Annotated in this window: 14 protein-coding genes; 1 reads left to right on the top strand and 13 read right to left on the bottom strand. The window is 48.6% G+C overall.

Features of this window, described 5'->3' with window-relative positions:
- Positions 1–14: 14 nt before the first annotated feature.
- The 11 genes from nadA to ACFQZE_RS24120 all read right to left on the bottom strand — a co-directional run bounded on the left by nadA (position 15) and on the right by ACFQZE_RS24120 (position 12470).
- On the bottom strand, positions 15–953 hold the full coding sequence (gene nadA, locus ACFQZE_RS24170) for a quinolinate synthase NadA (protein ID WP_379361988.1): 939 nt from the start codon (positions 951–953) through the stop codon (positions 15–17).
- A gap of 217 nt (positions 954–1170) precedes the next feature.
- The gene (locus ACFQZE_RS24165; RefSeq protein ID WP_379361986.1) at positions 1171–1494 is read right to left on the bottom strand and encodes an ArsR/SmtB family transcription factor; all 324 of its coding nucleotides are present in this window, start codon (positions 1492–1494) and stop codon (positions 1171–1173) included.
- 163 nt (positions 1495–1657) lie between these two features.
- Entirely contained in the window at positions 1658–2611 is a 954-nt protein-coding gene (locus tag ACFQZE_RS24160; RefSeq protein ID WP_379361984.1) for an ABC transporter permease, read from the bottom strand.
- A complete protein-coding gene (locus tag ACFQZE_RS24155) occupies positions 2612–3697 on the bottom strand; it encodes an ABC transporter permease (RefSeq protein WP_379361982.1) in 1086 nt (361 codons plus the stop codon).
- 6 nt (positions 3698–3703) lie between these two features.
- Positions 3704–5242 carry an ABC transporter ATP-binding protein gene (locus tag ACFQZE_RS24150; RefSeq protein ID WP_379361980.1) on the bottom strand — a complete coding sequence of 513 codons (1539 nt, stop codon included), beginning with the start codon at positions 5240–5242 and terminating at the stop codon, positions 3704–3706.
- A 136-nt stretch (positions 5243–5378) separates the two neighbouring features.
- Positions 5379–6422: a BMP family lipoprotein gene (locus ACFQZE_RS24145; RefSeq protein ID WP_379361978.1), complete on the bottom strand. Its 1044-nt coding sequence runs from the start codon at positions 6420–6422 to the stop codon at positions 5379–5381.
- A gap of 250 nt (positions 6423–6672) precedes the next feature.
- The gene (ftsH, locus tag ACFQZE_RS24140) at positions 6673–8691 is read right to left on the bottom strand and encodes an ATP-dependent zinc metalloprotease FtsH (RefSeq protein ID WP_379361976.1); all 2019 of its coding nucleotides are present in this window, start codon (positions 8689–8691) and stop codon (positions 6673–6675) included.
- Between the two features lie 99 nt (positions 8692–8790).
- On the bottom strand, positions 8791–9330 hold the full coding sequence (gene hpt, locus ACFQZE_RS24135; RefSeq protein ID WP_379361974.1) for a hypoxanthine phosphoribosyltransferase: 540 nt from the start codon (positions 9328–9330) through the stop codon (positions 8791–8793).
- Between the two features lie 51 nt (positions 9331–9381).
- Positions 9382–10806 (bottom strand): tRNA lysidine(34) synthetase TilS, encoded by a 1425-nt coding sequence (gene tilS, locus ACFQZE_RS24130; protein WP_379361972.1) that lies wholly within the window; start codon positions 10804–10806, stop codon positions 9382–9384.
- A gap of 22 nt (positions 10807–10828) precedes the next feature.
- Positions 10829–11752 carry a serine/threonine protein kinase gene (locus ACFQZE_RS24125; protein WP_379361970.1) on the bottom strand — a complete coding sequence of 308 codons (924 nt, stop codon included), beginning with the start codon at positions 11750–11752 and terminating at the stop codon, positions 10829–10831.
- Positions 11736–12470 carry a vWA domain-containing protein gene (locus ACFQZE_RS24120; protein WP_379361968.1) on the bottom strand — a complete coding sequence of 245 codons (735 nt, stop codon included), beginning with the start codon at positions 12468–12470 and terminating at the stop codon, positions 11736–11738. Before ACFQZE_RS24120 ends, ACFQZE_RS24125 begins: the two co-directional genes overlap by 17 nt.
- A gap of 339 nt (positions 12471–12809) precedes the next feature.
- On the opposite strand from ACFQZE_RS24120, the gene ACFQZE_RS24115 reads away from it, so the two are divergent.
- Positions 12810–13391, top strand: coding sequence for a DJ-1/PfpI family protein (locus ACFQZE_RS24115; RefSeq protein ID WP_379361966.1), 582 nt, complete (start codon positions 12810–12812; stop codon positions 13389–13391).
- A 291-nt stretch (positions 13392–13682) separates the two neighbouring features.
- Here ACFQZE_RS24115 and ACFQZE_RS24110 read toward each other — a convergent pair whose 3' ends face one another.
- Together ACFQZE_RS24110 and ACFQZE_RS24105 are read right to left on the bottom strand one after the other, a co-directional pair.
- The gene (locus tag ACFQZE_RS24110; RefSeq protein WP_379361964.1) at positions 13683–14357 is read right to left on the bottom strand and encodes a hypothetical protein; all 675 of its coding nucleotides are present in this window, start codon (positions 14355–14357) and stop codon (positions 13683–13685) included.
- Positions 14358–15355: 998 nt separating this feature from the next.
- A complete protein-coding gene (locus ACFQZE_RS24105; RefSeq protein ID WP_379361962.1) occupies positions 15356–15565 on the bottom strand; it encodes a hypothetical protein in 210 nt (69 codons plus the stop codon).
- Positions 15566–15603: the final 38 nt, after the last annotated feature.

Raw genomic sequence — 15603 nt, 5'->3', positions numbered from 1 at the left:
AGGAGTAGCGCATGCTACTTCACCAGCAGCATGCGCTCCAATGACAAACGGGCCTTGTCCGCAACGGCAGGCGGAACGTAAATTTGAGGCTGCATCGTCTCCAAAGCTTTAACGAGCTTCTTCAAATTGTTCACCTTCATGTTAGGACATACCAAATATTTCGAAGCGAAATGGAACGTCTTGTTCGGGCTGTCGAGTCTAAGCTGATAACCAGTGCCGTCCTCTGTGCCGACAATAAATTCCTGACAATCGGATTCCTTGCAATATTTAAGAATAGCCGTCGTACTGCCGACAAAATCGCCAAGCTCTACGACTTCCGGACGACATTCCGGGTGAACGACAAATTGCGCATTTGGATATTTGGCTTTCATTTCCTCGACATCCTTAACCGTCAGCATATCGTGGGTGTTGCAATAGCCTTCCCAAATGATCATCTTTTTGTCGGTTTTCTGCTGCACGTAATGGCCAAGGTTTTTGTCCGGCACCCAAATGACTTCGTCGCCTTCGACGGAATTGACTACTTGGACCGCATTCGCCGATGTACAGCAAATATCCGTTTCGGCTTTGATTTCGGCCGAGGAGTTAATATAGGTAACAACTTTAGCGTTAGGATGCTGAGCTTTCAGCTTGCGTAAGCCGTCCACGTTGACCATATCCGCCATCGGGCATCCCGCACGCTCGTCGGGAATAATGACCGTTTTGTTCGGAGCCAAAATTTTAGCGCTTTCGCCCATAAAATGAACGCCGCAAAACACAATCACTTCCGCATCCGTCTGCGCCGCCTTCTGAGCGAGCAGAAAGGAGTCGCCGCGGAAATCCGCCACTTCCTGAATTTCGTCGCGCTGATAATAATGGGCAAGTATAATGGCGTTGCGCTCTTTCTTCAATTGCATCAGCCGTTCACGCAGCTCGCGATTCTGCTCCGCTTTGCGTTCCAGTGCCAGTGCTTCCACGATAGATCCTCTCCTCTTATGAGGGATGGGGCGGTTTGTACGCTTGAGCGCTTATCCGGTCCCATTCCGTTATCCAGCAACAACAACTTTGTGAAATGATGCACAAACTTAGAAAGTCGATTGCCTATAGTTTAAACCAAAAGGGATAAATTCATTTGATTAAGATTTAATTTACACTTGGCAGATGGCTCTGTCAATGGATGTTTCCTCTATTTGCTTACTCTGGCTCGCTAAGCTTAGCCTCGAACGCATCGAATCTGACGCTCCAATATCGCTCATACAGATTTAGCCACTGGGTAGCCGTCTCCATAGTTGAAGCATTCAGTCGGCAATAATGCGTTCTGCCTTGAATGGTGCGCTGCAAAAGCCCCGCAGTCTCCAGTACTTTGACATGCTTGGAGACGGCAGCCAAAGAAATATCGAAGGGATGAGCCAGCTCTGTAACCGTCCTCTCGCCATGCGCCAATAAATGAACAATTTCCCGGCGTGTAGAATCAGACAAGGCGTAAAAAATATCATTTAATCTGTCGTCGCTTCTCATATATTCAACCATATGGTTAACTATAAAACGGAGGGGTCTGAAAGTCAACCTGTTGGTTGAATAATCCAACTCTTTGAACGCTTACACGCCACGGCCATAAAAAAATCGCACCTCCTGCCGTTTGAGACAGAAAATGCGATTTTGTTCATACCTAGCCCTTCGATTAACGCCGCGCCGGATCGTAAGGCTGTCCGAGCGCCGATGGAGCATTGGAACGTCCTACCGCTGCCGCGAGTACAACTAGCGTCAAGACGTATGGAAGCATGTAGAATACTTCCATTGGAATTTGTTTCGAGAAGTCGAACAACTGCGCAAAGTTGCGAATCGCTTGAGCGAATCCGAAGAAAACAGCCGCTCCCGCAAGTCCAAGCGGATTCCATTTGCCGAAAATAAGCGCCGCCAAAGCGATAAAGCCTTGACCGGAAATCGTGTTATGCGCAAAGCTGCTTGTCGTTGTCAAAGTAATCGTCGCACCGCCAAGGCCGGCCAAAGCGCCGCTCAGCATTACGCCGATGTACCGATACTTCGTCACGCTGATGCCGACTGTATCGGCCGAGCTTGGATGCTCGCCCACTGCGCGAAGACGCAAGCCAAACGGTGTTTTGAACAAAACGAACCAGCTGGCAATAACGAGCAAGATGACAAGGTAAGTCGTCGGGTACGCCCGGAAGAAGCCTTCTCCGATAATCGGAATATCCGATAGGAATGGGATCGCTTCTTTCTTAAATACATCCGTCAACTGTCTAGTTTGTGCCGAGCCGTCATAAAGACTTCTTGTAAAGTAGATCGCAACGCCAAGCGCCAAAATGTTGATGACGACGCCAACGACGGTTTGATCGGATTTAAAGGTAATTGTCGCTACCGCATGAAGTAGTGAGAACAATACGCCATAAACGACTGCCGCAAGCAGTCCGATCCATGGAGATGCTCCCCCAAATCCGGCTTGCGACGCGTAGTCGGTCGCTACCGCCGCTGCGAATGCACCCGACACCATCAAGCCTTCAAGCCCGATGTTGACGACGCCGGAACGCTCTGAGAACATTCCGCCAAGCGCTGCAAAAATAAGCGCGGTCGAAAATACGAGCGTAATATTAATGAGCTGGCCTAATACTTCCATTTACGCCGCCTCCTTCCGCTTTTCAGCGCGTTTGCTCATAAACGGCTTAAGGATAAACTTCACGATGCCGTGAGCCGCAACGAAGAAAATAACCGAGCCGATAACGATACGAATAATCTCTTGCGGAACTCCCGCTCCAAAGCTCATGCCGCCCGAGCCATAGCTTAAGCCGCCGAACAGAATCGCCCCAAACAACACGCCAAGCGGAGAGTTGCCGCCCAGAAGCGCAACCGCGATACCGTCGAAGCCATAACCCCAATGTCCAGCCATTATCGTTTGGTTGCCGAATACGCCGAGCACCTCAAACACGCCGCCAAGACCTGCGAACACGCCGCTGATAAACATCGACTTTACAATCGTTTTGTTTACGTTGATGCCCGCATACAGAGCCGCATCCGGGTTGTGTCCAACCGCGCGCAGCTCATAGCCTTGCTTGGTGCGCCACAGCAGCACGTAGAAAATAAGGACGCAAGCAAGCGCAACGAAAGTGCCCCAGTGCATTCTCGCTTTGTCCGTCAGTTCAATCAGCCAGTCAATAGACATAAGCGCCGATTCGTGAACCGGTCTCGATTTCTGTTGACCCGGCTCCAGCAAAAATTTCGCTACAATATAGTTCGCCAAATAAAGAGCGATCCAGTTAAGCATGATGGAGGAGATAACTTCGTTTACTCCGCGCTTTGCTTTCAAATAACCGACAATGCCCGCCCATAGGCCGCCGAACATTGCGCCGACCAGAATGGCCAGCGGGCCGTGGATAAACCATGGCAGTTCGAACAATACGCCAACAAGAGTAGCGCCGGTCATGCCCATAATAAACTGACCTTCCACACCGATGTTAAAGAGGCCTGTACGGAAAGCAAAGGCTACCGCAATACCCGTAAAGATCAAAGGCGTAATCGCCCGGATCGTCTCGCCCATATGGTAAGGACTTCCCACTACCCGTTCAAAAAGAGAGCTATATGCCAGTATCGGATTATAGCCTCCTGCCAACATGGCAATGGCGCCAATCAATAATCCGAGCACGATGGAGACGATCGGAACGAGGATCGATCTTTCACCATTAAATATTTTTTTCAAAGTTTCCATAGACGCCTAGCTCCTTCCGCCGTGTTCGGAATCGGTATTGCCCGCCATAAGCAGACCCAAACGCTCATCGTCCCGATGGTCGGCGTCGACCTCTCCGACAAGCTTGCCTTCATACATAACCGCAATCCGGTCGGACAGTGCGTATAGCTCGTCCAGCTCGAAGGATACCAGAAGAATGGCTTTCCCTTCATTCCGCGCCTCAACAAGCCGCTTATGCACGAACTCGATCGCTCCGATATCAAGGCCGCGAGTCGGCTGTACCGCAATGATGAGTTCAGGGTCCTTGTGAATTTCGCGCGCAATGATAGCCTTCTGTTGGTTACCGCCTGACAAAGCGCGGGCAGGAGTATGGATGCCGGACAAGCGCACATCAAACTCCTTAACCAACTTGTCCGCAAGACTATCCATCGCTTTAAAATCGATCAAACCGGACTTCCCGTATTCCGGCTTGAAATACGTATTCAGAATAATGTTTTCGCTAACGGAAAAGTCGAGCACCAAGCCATGCTTATGACGATCCTCTGGGATATGCCCTACCCCGGCAACCGACACTTCTCTAGGAGAAGCGTTAGTTAGGTCTTTGCCGCTTAGCTTCACGCTTCCGCCTTGAGCTTTGCGCATGCCGGTAATGGCATAAATGAGCTCGCTTTGTCCATTTCCGTCAACGCCTGCAATACCAAAGATTTCTCCAGCGCGAACCTGGAACGTCGTTCCGTCGAGCGCCATTTTGCTCTGGTCGCCCTTCATCTGAAGGTTGTCCACGGACAACACGACGTCGCCCGCTTGGCGCTTTGTCTTCTCCACTTGGAAGTTAACGTCGCGGCCAACCATAAGCTCTGCAAGCTGACGCTCGTTTGTTTCGGTCGTCTTCACCGTGCGGATCACTTTGCCGCGGCGAATGACCGTTACGCTATTGGACAACGCCATAACTTCTTTAAGCTTATGCGTAATAATAATGATCGACTTGCCTTCGGCCGCAAGATTACGAATAATTTCGATCAGCTCTTCAATTTCCTGTACCGTAAGTACGGCAGTCGGTTCGTCGAAAATGACGATTTCGGCGCCCCGATATAACGTTTTCAAAATTTCGACCCGCTGCTGCATGCCTACCGTTATATCTTGAATCCGCATTTGCGGATCTACTTTCAGACCATATCGCTCGGAAATCTCTTTTACCTTCTGATTGGCGAGCTTGTAATCAATGGACATTCCTTTTTTCGGCTCGTCGCCAAGCACGATATTTTCCGCAACGGTAAACGGCTGTACCAGCTTGAAATGCTGATGCACCATGCCGATGCCCAAATCAATCGCTTTGGATGCCCCTTCAATAACGGTTTGTTTGCCGTTAATCCAAATTTCGCCTTCGTCCGGCTGATACAAACCGAACAAAATATTCATCAAAGTCGACTTGCCAGCGCCATTCTCGCCTAGTAGAGCATGAATCTCGCCCTTTTTCAGCTCGAAGTTAATGGAATCGTTCGCTACCAAGCCTGGAAACCGCTTCGTAATGCCTTTTAGCTGTACGACTGCCCCGCTCTGATCCATTCTTCATCATCTCCCGGGATCAACATTATGTCTTGCCTATTCATTCCTTGACATGAAACAGACAAGACCGGCTCATGCCGGTCTTGTCCCATTGACCTTTGCCATGTTGTTTTATCGTGATACCAAATGCTCCAACTTATTCAGCCGGAACTTTAATTTCACCGTTAACGATTTTTGCTTTGTACTCTTCAACTTTTTTCAATACGTCCTCAGGAACGTTTACTTTCGAAGTTTCAGGAAGACCTACTGCATTGTCCTTCAAGCCAAGTTCTTGAGTTGTGCCGCCAGCCCATTTGCCGTCGATCAAGTCTTTGGATACTTTGTAAACAGCCGTTTCAACGCCTTTTACCATCGAAGTCAAAGTAACTTTGTCGCCGAACTCAAGCGATTGGTCTTTGTCTACGCCGATAACCCAAACATCTTGTCCATTGTTTTTGCGCTCAGTTGCTTCGTTGAACACGCCGTTTCCTGTGCCGCCGGAAGCGTGGAAGATGATGTCTACGCCAGAGTTGTACAAAGTAGCTGCGATGCTTTTGCCTTGGTCGGGCTTGTCGAACGCGCCAGCATACGATACCGTTACTGTAGCGTTAGGCTTAACCGCTTTTACGCCAGCTACGAAGCCTTTTTCAAAACGAGTGATAACCGGAATTTCCATACCGCCTACGAAGCCGATTTTGTCGGATTTCGTCATAAGGCCAGCAACAACGCCTACCAAGAAGGAACCTTCATGCTCGGCAAATTTAACAGATGCTACGTTAGGAGCCTTTACTTCGGCATCAATTACAGCAAGCTTAGCATCTGGATTTTCAGTCGCCAATTTAGTCAAAGCGTCCGTGAACAAGAAGCCAATGCCCCAAGTCAGACTGTAGCCTTCACGAACGAAGTTGTTCAGGTTCGGCTCCATGTCAGCCTCGCCTTTACTTTCCAAAAACTTTGTTTCCGCGCCAGTCGCTTTGTTCAGCTTTTGAAGGGCTTCCCATGCGCTTTGGTTAAACGATTTGTCGTTTACGCCGCCAACGTCGGTAACCATACCGATTTTAAATTCTTTACCCGATCCGTCGGAAACTACTTTTTCTCCGCCTTCTTTGTTAGCGCCGCCCGATTTGCCGCCGCCGCAAGCAGTAAGGACTAGCGAAATTGCTACGATTAGCATGAGCATAAAGCTAAATGTCTTTTTCATGCTTCATTCTCCCCTTCTTCTTATAGTTTGTTTAACATTGATGTTGGCTAATACAGCCCCACTTTAACAGTATTGCTGTTCCTAGCTTCATAATTCATTATAGTGACAAAAACATTTACGTCAATCAAATTGTGTGAGATACAATGCTACTTTTTATAGAAATCCATGAAAGTATGTAAGCGTTTTACACTTATTCGGCTATACAAACGAAAGTCCCGTCGCTCACATGGAGCAACGGGACCATATTCCGTTATTTTTTGTCTGGATTTTCTGGATCGTTAGAACCGCTAGAATCGTCAACCGGATCGGCTGGTTTCACTTCCGCCTCTTCGCGAGGCTGGATGCGCACCTTCACGTCGCCGATTTCATCAATAATCGGCTCCGCCGTCGATTCTACCGCCGGCGCTCCGTCTCCACCGCTTTCCGAACCGCTCTCGCTATTCAGAGTGCCCGTTTCGATAAGCGCTTTGATTTGATCCATCTCAAGCGTTTCACGGGTGAGAAGCGTATTCGCGATCAGATGCATTTCTTTGCTCTTCTCCGTCAGCAGCTTCTTCGCTCTATCGTAGCAAGCGTTAATAATCGTCTGCATCTCTTGATCGATTTCGTATGCAATGGCATCGGAATAGTTCTGCTCGTGTCCAAGGTCGCGGCCGAGGAACACTTGGCCTTGCGAATTGCCGAACTGCATAGGTCCGAGCCTGTCGCTCATGCCGTATTCCATAATCATGCTGCGAACGATGCCTGTTGCCGATTTAAAGTCGCTGTATGCTCCGGTACCGATTTCGCCGATGTAAATTTCCTCGGCTACGCGGCCCGCCAGCAAACCAGTTACTTTATCGAGCAATTCCTGCTTCGTTACCAGCATACGGTCTTCTTTTGGAAGCATGATGACATATCCGCCTGCGCGTCCTCGCGGGATAATCGTAACCTTATGCACCAAGTCGGCGTGTTCCAAGAAAAATCCTGCAATCGTATGGCCCGCTTCGTGATAAGCGACAATGCGCTTCTCGCGATCGCTGATCACGCGGCTTTTCTTTTCGGTACCGACGATGACGCGGTCAATGGCGTCGTCGATATCGACCATATTGATTTCTTTCTTATTGCGGCGAGCCGCAAGCAAAGCAGCCTCGTTCAGCAGGTTTTCCAAATCGGCTCCGCTGAATCCAGTCGTACGCTTTGCGATGACATCCAGTTTCACTTCGCCTGTAAGCGGCTTGTTGCGCGCATGTACTTTCAGTACCGCCTCGCGGCCTTTTACATCTGGACGGTCAACCGTAATTTGGCGGTCAAAACGGCCTGGACGCAGAAGCGCCGGGTCCAAAATGTCCGCGCGGTTAGTCGCCGCGATAATAATAATGCCTTCGTTAGCGCCAAAGCCATCCATCTCAACGAGCAACTGGTTGAGCGTTTGCTCGCGCTCGTCGTGACCGCCGCCAAGACCTGCGCCACGCTGACGACCTACTGCGTCAATTTCGTCGATGAAGATAATACAAGGAGCGTTTTTCTTCGCATTTTCGAATAGGTCCCTTACGCGGGATGCGCCGACACCGACGAACATCTCTACAAAGTCGGAACCGGAAATGCTGAAGAACGGTACGCCCGCTTCGCCGGCCACTGCACGCGCCAGCAACGTTTTACCTGTACCTGGAGGACCTACGAGCAATACGCCTTTCGGAATGCGCGCACCTACCAGGTTAAACTTGCGAGGATCCTTCAAGAAATCGACGACCTCGACAAGCTCTTGCTTCTCTTCATCCGCACCGGCTACGTCCTCAAACGTAATCTTCTTCTTCTCTTCGTTGTACAAGCGTGCACGGCTCTTGCCAAAGTTCATCACTTTGCCGCCGCCGCCTTGCGCTTGATTCATCAGGAAGAAGAACAGGACGATTAGCAAAATAAACGGAATGATCGACGTCAGGAACGTCATCCAGAAGCTTGGAGTATCCATCTGCTTGGCCGTATACTTAAAGCCGTACTGCTTCTCCCAGTCATTAAGATTCTCCGCGGCATCCGTGCTGATGCGAGTCGAGAAGTTGTCGTTCTCCGCACCGGCAGGCTTTTCTTTATATTTACCCGTGATGTAATAAGATTCTTTATCGTACTTTGCCGTGATTTCCGCTACATTGCCCGACTCGACAAGAACCCTGAACTCATCGTATCTTAACGGCTTGGTGGACTCACCCTGTCCGCTAATATATTGGAAAACGCCAACGGTAACCAAAAAGATAATCAAATAAAAACCAGTATTTCGGATGATCCGATTCATCCCCTACCTCCTCTCAGACGCTTTAAATATTTTACCATAGCATGACTTTCCATCACAATAGAGGCTGGTGGAGGAGTGGCATGTACGGCTCGAGCGCAATTATTTCTCGTATACATGAGGTTTCAAAATGCCGATGAAAGGCAGGTTCCGGTACTTTTCTCCGTAGTCTAGTCCATACCCGACAATGAATTCATCCGGCACTGTAAAGCCTTTGTAATCCGGAGCCAAATCCACATTACGGCGGGCCGGCTTGTCGAACAGCGTGCATACCGTTACGGATTTTGCGTTGCGGCGCTCCAATACATCAATCAAATAGCTTAGTGTAAGACCGCTGTCGATAATATCTTCGACAATAAGGACATCGCGTCCTTCCACCGACACGTCAAGATCTTTAATAATCTTCACAACGCCGGAGGATTTGGTGGAAGCCCCATAGCTGGATACCGCCATAAAATCGATTTCAAGCGGAACCGTAATGGTCTTGACCAAATCGGACATAAAAATAAACGCGCCTTTGAGAACGCAAATAACGAGCGGATTGCGTCCCTCGAAATCGGCGCTTAGCTGCGCACCGAGCTCTCTAACCTTTGCACCAATCTGCTCTTCGCTGTATAAAATGTCTTTAATGTCGTTTTGCAAAGTTGTAATCCTCCCACGCGATACCTATGTTTATGTGTATACCCTTGCTTCTTATTCGTTGCGCGCGCGTATACGCAGTACCTTTGAGCAGTCCTCCGCCACAAGCGCATGTCTGGAACGGCGAATGCCGGGAATCCACAGCAGGTTGCCCTCACCGTCGCCAAGCAGCGGATAAAGCCCCCTCCTAGAAGACGGCACCTTCTCGTCAACGAACATATCTTGCACTTTTTTTGACCCATTTAATCCTAAAACATCAATTCTGTCTCCCGGCAGTCGACTTCTTACATGCAGAGGAAATACAAGCTGAGACGCATCAAAATACGCCTCCATGCGCGTACCCGGCTTGTCCGCCGGGAGGCCGTCTTCCAGCCACTCCAGCTCAAAGCTCCAGCCGCTCGGGCGGGCGTCGATCCGCTCGGTACTGCCTTCAAGTATTTCGTAGTCGTACTGTTCCGGGCTTGTTTCATTACTCCGGGAACACTTCTGCCATCTCATGATGCCGTATTCGCGAACGCACCGGATGCCGCTGCCTACGTCCATTCCCCATGTAGTGGAAGCATGCCCTGAAGCTGCGAGACGCATCGTCTCAATACCGCCAAAGGATAAGTTTTCCGTTTCCCGCGAAAGATAACTTAATATTAGTTTAATCAATCTCCTTTGTAAAGCGACGTGAAGCCGTTCCAGCTCTTCGCAGCCAATCTCGAACATATCCCGCTTGCGGCTCACAAGCCTTTCGAATATTTGTTCCGTCTGCCGTTCCATATAGTCGTCCTCTGTCCCTGCCACCTCGGCAAGCCTTTGCAAGGAAAGCGGGAGCTGAGGATTAAACTGCGACAAATAAGGAATGACATCCAGACGGATAACGTTGCGAAAATAATACCGCTCCATATTGCTGCTGTCCGAGCAGTATGGAACTTCCCTTTCCTCGCAATAGCGAAGAAGGTCCGACTTGTTCATACGGAGCAAAGGCCTTATTAGTTCCATGTTTTTTTCCCGCCTGGCGCTTCCCATCCCGGATAGTCCGGCAAGTCCGGTTCCTCGGATGATCCGCATAAGCACGGTTTCAGCTTGATCATCGCCATGATGCGCCAGCGCAATTCGCTCTGCGCCGTGTTTCTTAGCCACCTCGTACAGAAAGGCGTAACGCTTCTCTCTGGCGGCAGCCTGCAAATTTAGACGATTTTCTTCTATATATGTAGGAAGGTCCAATTCAATCGTTTCGCATGGCACGCCGAGACCTCCACAGTATGCTTTCACCGCCTCAAGCTCTATCGCCGATTCTTCGCCCCTAAAGCCATGATTGACGTGAGCGGCAACGAGACTGAGACGGTGTTCCTTCGCAAGAGCATGCAGCATATGCAGGAGCGCCATAGAATCCGGGCCGCCAGATACGGCGACGACAATGGTATCGCCTTCGCTCCACAGCCCTTGGTCCGCGGCTTCGCGCGCAAGCTCCGACAGCAGTGCGTCACTCATTGTTCATTAACCCCTCCTTGCCCTAAAGCATATTGTTCAGCAGCCAAACAATTGAAACGGCCAGCAACAGTCCGGATGTGGCAGCGAGCCCCTTCAGCCAGCCCGGCGTATGCGAACTTCGCCTTGTCTCTTTCCTGTGCATAAGCAGACGCCATGCCTCCGCCCCCTCCACCGCACTTGCAAATTCGCCGGCTAACGCCCTGCGCAGCCAGCCCGAAACCGGCTTTAGCCCCGGACAGCTATCTGCAATTGCCATCAATTCGGCGGAAGAGCGGTTTTGCGGCAGCAAATCCTTGGTCAGCGCATGAAGCCGCTTCGGCTCGTGAAGCTGAATGCACATCACTCCGAAGGAGAACAAATCGTACCTCGGATCGGCGGAGCGAGAGCCGCTGTTCCAATAGCCTCGGTCATAAATTTCGGTGAACTGGCGAATGCTTTTGCCCGATGCCGTTACGCCGCCGAAATCAACTAGCTCCACATGCCCGTAATCCGCTACAAGCACATTTTCGACCTTTAGGTCGCCGAACACCCATCCGGCTCGGTGCAGCTTTGCCAGTTTGCCAAGCAGGTTCAGAGCTACTAAAGGGAACCAGTCCGAGCCTTGTTCCTTCAAATAACTGGCGAGCGTCACTCCGCGCACATATCTCATTATGTAAAAAGGGTATTCGCGGCCTCCCGGTCCATACATATCGTCCACATCAAAAAGAAACGGGTCCATGCCTTGTCCCTTTTGGCCGGCCAGCGATTTCAGCACATTGATTTCCGACTGCAGATCGACAGCGTCGGAGCCTACTTTCAGAGCAAACCAATCACGATCCCTCTGCACCAGATAGACCTTTCCATTCGCCCCTTCTCCAAGCAGCCGCTCTATCCGGTATTTCCCTTGCCTCCACTTGCCGACCACCATGCTTCCGGGCCGAAGCTCCAGCTTAAACGACGTAGTCACCCATCATCCCATCCGTTTCATGTCTGCTCCTCCGGCCGTAATCGCTATTTGCGCTTTGCCGGAAGTAATCCACTACCCCCATAATAGCCGGCCCCGTCGGGGTCGTGCCGCCCATCTGCAATTTAGGGAAGATGGAGTGCACGCCGGTTAAATGTTCCGTCCAGCCGAGGTCCATGATACAGTCGTCGCCATGCCTGGAACCAGGAAAATGAAATACCGCTATTTCACTTTTACCCTGTCTGGCCTGCAAGCTAAGCATCAAATCGCGAATCGCTTCCTCCACTGCGGCAAGCTTAGGCTTCATGCTGGCACTGGCGTCAATCAGCAGCGCTACTTTCAGCCCCGTTGTTTCGCCCAACTCGTCGATGACGCGAACGACCTCTCCTCGCTTCTCTGGAGGCAGAGCCTCAATAGAACCGTTGCCGAGCACATGCTTAAGTTCCTTCTGTACGGCGAGTTGGATCGTTTGAACGACCGTTTTCCTCGTCATCATCTGTACCGTCTGCGACAGCTGCCTCATGTTGACCATTCGGCTAAGTCCGCCGCCGGCGCGGGCAATTTCTTCAATTTCGGCAGCGCCCAGCTCGCCCACATCGCCGTAATCGAGTACGCCAACCACGTTGACGGTTACCCCTTCCGAGCTGGCGTGCGCAGCCGCAACTACCGGACTCAAGCCTACATTGGAGCAGCCATCCGTAATAAGCAAAATTTGCTTCATGTCGTTATCCCTCCGAGAAAGCTGAATTACATGCTTCCTATCAGTTTTGCCCTTTTTAAGAGAGATAAACGCCCATTCTATCATTTCGTTCTTTTGTTTCCTTAACGCTATTATCGGCTGCTTCCTACGTGCCAATAAGCAATATTATAGCATAGCGCGCGCTAAACCCCATAAGTCCCTGTTGCCTCCTCACAATCCGACAGGCTGCCGCTCAATCGTCCGACACGTTTCGAAACGCTTTGGGTAGAAGGGCCTTGCGACTGAGGGGCGATTTACAAGATGGAGGACTGAACTAGATAATGATAGGGAATGTAAAATAATTGCTAAGGGAGTGTTTTTATGCCGAGCAAGGTGCTGATAGTGACTGGAGACGGGGCGGAAGTGTTGGAATTGTTCTATCCCTATTACCGCCTGCTAGAGGAAGGCTATGACGCCGTTATCGCTTCCCCGACGAAAAAGGTGCTGAATACCGTGGTCCATGATTTTGTTGAGGGTTGGGAGACTTATACGGAAAAGCCTGCGCATTTACTACAGTCTCATCTCGCCTTTGCCGACGTTGATCCTTCGGATTATATCGGGCTCATCATTCCAGGGGGACGCGCACCCGAATACATACGTACACACGCGGAGCTTCCGCGGATTGTGCAGCATTTTCTAGATGAGGATAAGCCCGTGGCTGTTATTTGCCATGGCGCTCAAGTGTTTCTGACTCTTGCGGATACGGAATACTTTGAGGGACGTGTTATGACTTGCTACACGGCTGTAAGGCCTGACGTGGAGCGGCTCGGCGCCATTTATCCGGAAGGCACGCTTCATGCGGATCGCAAGCTGGTGAGCGGTCACGCTTGGCCGGACTTGCCTGGGTTTATGCGGGAGTTTTTGCGCTTAGTGCGTGAGGAAGAGCGTTTCAGAGCAGGATGATCCATACTTTAAAAATTTAATGGCTACAATTTACTTAAGGGTTATCTGTTATTTCTTTAATAAAGTAAACTGAGCTAAGTTTTTTTTAATCTATAATGTAACGCCTAATAAAACTTCCTTTCCAGACAATTTTGTTATAATCACTTAGACCACCTACCCAAAGTGGTTCTAAATACAGTACCACTAAACTACATTACATAACTATTTAAATTACATACCATAACTCATGATGTTAATTTATTAAAAAAGTTCATTGTCTAATTAGACAATGAACTTTTTTAATAAATTAAATTAATATGTGCTAATTAAAGACATTTGATGAGTGTCAGGATCTAATTCAGCTTGGAATGTATATGTTTGCTGCTTTGCAATTCCAGCAATATTGTAAGTAATATCTCCCTTTGCTTGTGCCCTAATTGATTGTCTCTGTCCATTACTGTAAACATGGTGTTTTCCAACCGCACTAATGCGTTGAACTGTAGCAAATCCAGTATCAACGACATCCTGCCAAATGTCATTTGGATCCGAACTCTTAATAAACCCTCTGCCATATTGAGTGTCATAATAAGTAAAGTCAGCGACACTAAGCTCAATTCTCGCGTATCCAGTCATCCAAGTGTAGCTTTTTTCAATAACAGATCTTTTGCTCCAGCTATTTAATGCCGATACACCAGTTTTCTCATGCTTTACAGTATAAGTAATAGTACTTCCGTCATCAAATTTAAGCACCAGCGGACGATTAGGATCAAGAATTATTTTATTGTTTTGCTCCTCATTCGTACTAGATAATTTTGAATTTAATTTGGACTGATAGAAGGATATTTGTTGGAGCTTTTGGATCTCTAACTGTGAATTAAGTGCATCAGGTAAATTAGTTTCTACACTCTCTGCATTTACTGTTGTAATACTCAAGAGAAAAGATAATACAATACATAGACTTAAAAGAATTTTAATTTTCCGTTTCATAATAAATCTCCTTCTCTCAAATGATTTAATGTAGGTGGTTATGAATTAGATCGACCTTCTCAATTAACATCAGTGTAGTTAAAACCAATAGTCACCCCTTTGAGTTAGTATTATTAATGCAAAAATAGAATACATCTATTCCATTAGATTGTAAATACTAAGAGTAATATATAGTTCTATTTTACTATAACATTATGGTTTGTTATTTTTAGTAAGTAACAAAGTAATTATTTATAACTCGTATTACAATTAAATACTTATTGGTTTCCATCAAATCGCAAATTATATCCTGCTGTTTACAAATAAGAGTATTACATTCTCCTACTTCATAATTCAAAACACACTTTACTCTCAACTGACCTATCTTTGGACGCTCCCTCCGCGTCACGACAAGACACTTGAATGACCCCCATTCAGATAGATACCTGTCCATTCGGGCGACGAACACGGTCATGTCATCCACGATGTCGCCCTCGTGGTACCTCACAACCGTACCCTGCGAGTATTCGGTCGCTATTTCGCTAATATTGCGCTTCATCCACATCCCCTTTTTGACCGCATGACCCGGCGCGTCCATTCACTTCCAGCCGCTGAACGCCTGAACGCCTCGCAGCAACATATCCTCGATCCTGGCTTTGTTGAAGCGCTCACCATAACGAAAGAAATGGTCAAACAACGCAACCTAGCATTGCTCAAGTGATTCCAGTTGTTGATAGAATGTATCCTCCTGCTCGAAAAAGCGATTATAATTGTCTATTGATTGGGTCTTGCAACGCCGGTTTCGTTAAAAAATGAAGAGATTTGAGGTATTTCGATTACAATGGATGACACTCCAATGAAATTGAACTTACATTTATAAGAATAACAATTCGGCCCTAGTCAAAATACAATTAGGACTAAGACCGACTCTCTTTGACTATATAGATTTGAAATGCATGAATTTACGACAAGCATACCTCTCTATATCGAAATGATCCTTTTTAGAAGCGCAGCATGAATTACTCCTCCGCCAGCACCTTGAACTGCTCCAGCGTCTGCGTAAATCTCTCCCCATGGCCTTCAGCCGCCTCCAGGAAATCATTCATTGTCAGGATGAAGCTGCCTTGCTGCTCGTTGCTTGTGACTGCTTTATAAATATTACCCGGCAAATTCGGAGAAAGTTTGCTCTTAGGAAAATATTCGTGGCAAAAAATCCAGTCTGGTTGCATACCAGACTGGCTGCTATTATTATTTTCACCTAATCGAC

The organism is Paenibacillus sp. GCM10027627, assembly GCF_042675505.1.
GTDB lineage: Bacteria > Bacillota > Bacilli > Paenibacillales > Paenibacillaceae > Pristimantibacillus.
Note: the sequence above shows the minus strand (reverse complement) of the source record. Positions and strands in the feature narration are given on the sequence as shown.